This is a genomic window from Oleiphilus sp. HI0079 (assembly GCF_001635105.1).
The window spans coordinates 1-1,064 of the sequence record NZ_LWFT01000050.1; the positions used below are offsets into that span (position 1 = coordinate 1).

General features: G+C 47.8%; 1 protein-coding gene and 1 pseudogene. Both read right to left on the reverse strand.

Annotated features, from left to right (window positions below):
- Positions 1–145: P-loop NTPase (locus tag A3750_RS00825; protein ID WP_156498277.1), on the reverse strand; the 145-nt coding region annotated here is incomplete at its 3' end.
- A gap of 123 nt (positions 146–268) precedes the next feature.
- A pseudogene (locus tag A3750_RS00830) lies at positions 269–1,064 on the reverse strand (flagellar biosynthesis protein FlhF); the annotation flags it as partial.

Sequence of the window (1,064 nt, forward strand, 5' to 3'; positions counted from 1 at the left end):
CAAGCCCCAAGTCGGCATCTAGCAATATGACTCGTCGACCTAACTCAGCGAGTGCAATAGAAAGGTTGATCGAGACGTTGCTTTTACCCACACCACCCTTTCCGCCGGTTACAGCGATAACTTGAACAGGGCTAGAATTCGCCATACTTAATCGTATCCTTTTGTTTTACTTCTTAGATGCAAAAACATAGCACGAACTTTAGTGAAGCGAATAGCAAAGTTCGCCAGGCATAAAAAAACAATAGGCTTATTCATGCGCCAGTGATGTTTAGGCAAAATCGGATANTGCATAATCGGNGTTCTGTTGCACCGAGTCGTGANCAGGAATTGTCACCCATCGCTCGGAGTTATTCAATAACTCCTCCGCCTTATTCAACAAGTCTTCTTTGTTAGCAAGATGAATATCTTCAGGAACGCGCTGCCCGTCAGTCACATATGCGCAGGACAACTTACTCGCAACGAGGTAACTGATGGCCTCGCCAAGACTGACAGCCTCATCGAGCTTGGTTAAAATCGTACCGGCAAGACCCACCATTTTGTAATGCTTATAGTTCGCCTTCATGACGGCATACTGACCCGTTGCCGGCATAACAAGATAGTTTTGAATCCTGTGTGCAGACATCTTCAACTCTTTCAATTGCTCATTCCATGAACGGTCGCTTTGCATCAGCCCTGCCGTATCANCCAGAACGAGTTTGCGATCAGAACACCTGTCTAGAATATCGTCGAGGCAGTTCTCCTCATCCACTACATGCACTGGCACATTCAGAATACGTCCAAACACCTTCAACTGCTCATGCGCTGCAATACGATAACGATCTGTGGTCACCAGAGCCAAGCTCTCTGCGCCATGTCGCATGACATAACGCGCCGCCAACTTACCGACGGTCATCGTTTTGCCACTTCCCGTTGGACCAACAAGAGAAACGACCCCTCCCATATCGATGATCTCGCTATACTCGGTTTGTATCGCAGAGTGCAGCTGCTTTCGCACTTTCGCCCAAGCTGTATCAAAGTCGTGTTCGGCTGAAAGCCTCTCACCCAACTGCTCTCTAATGGGATTT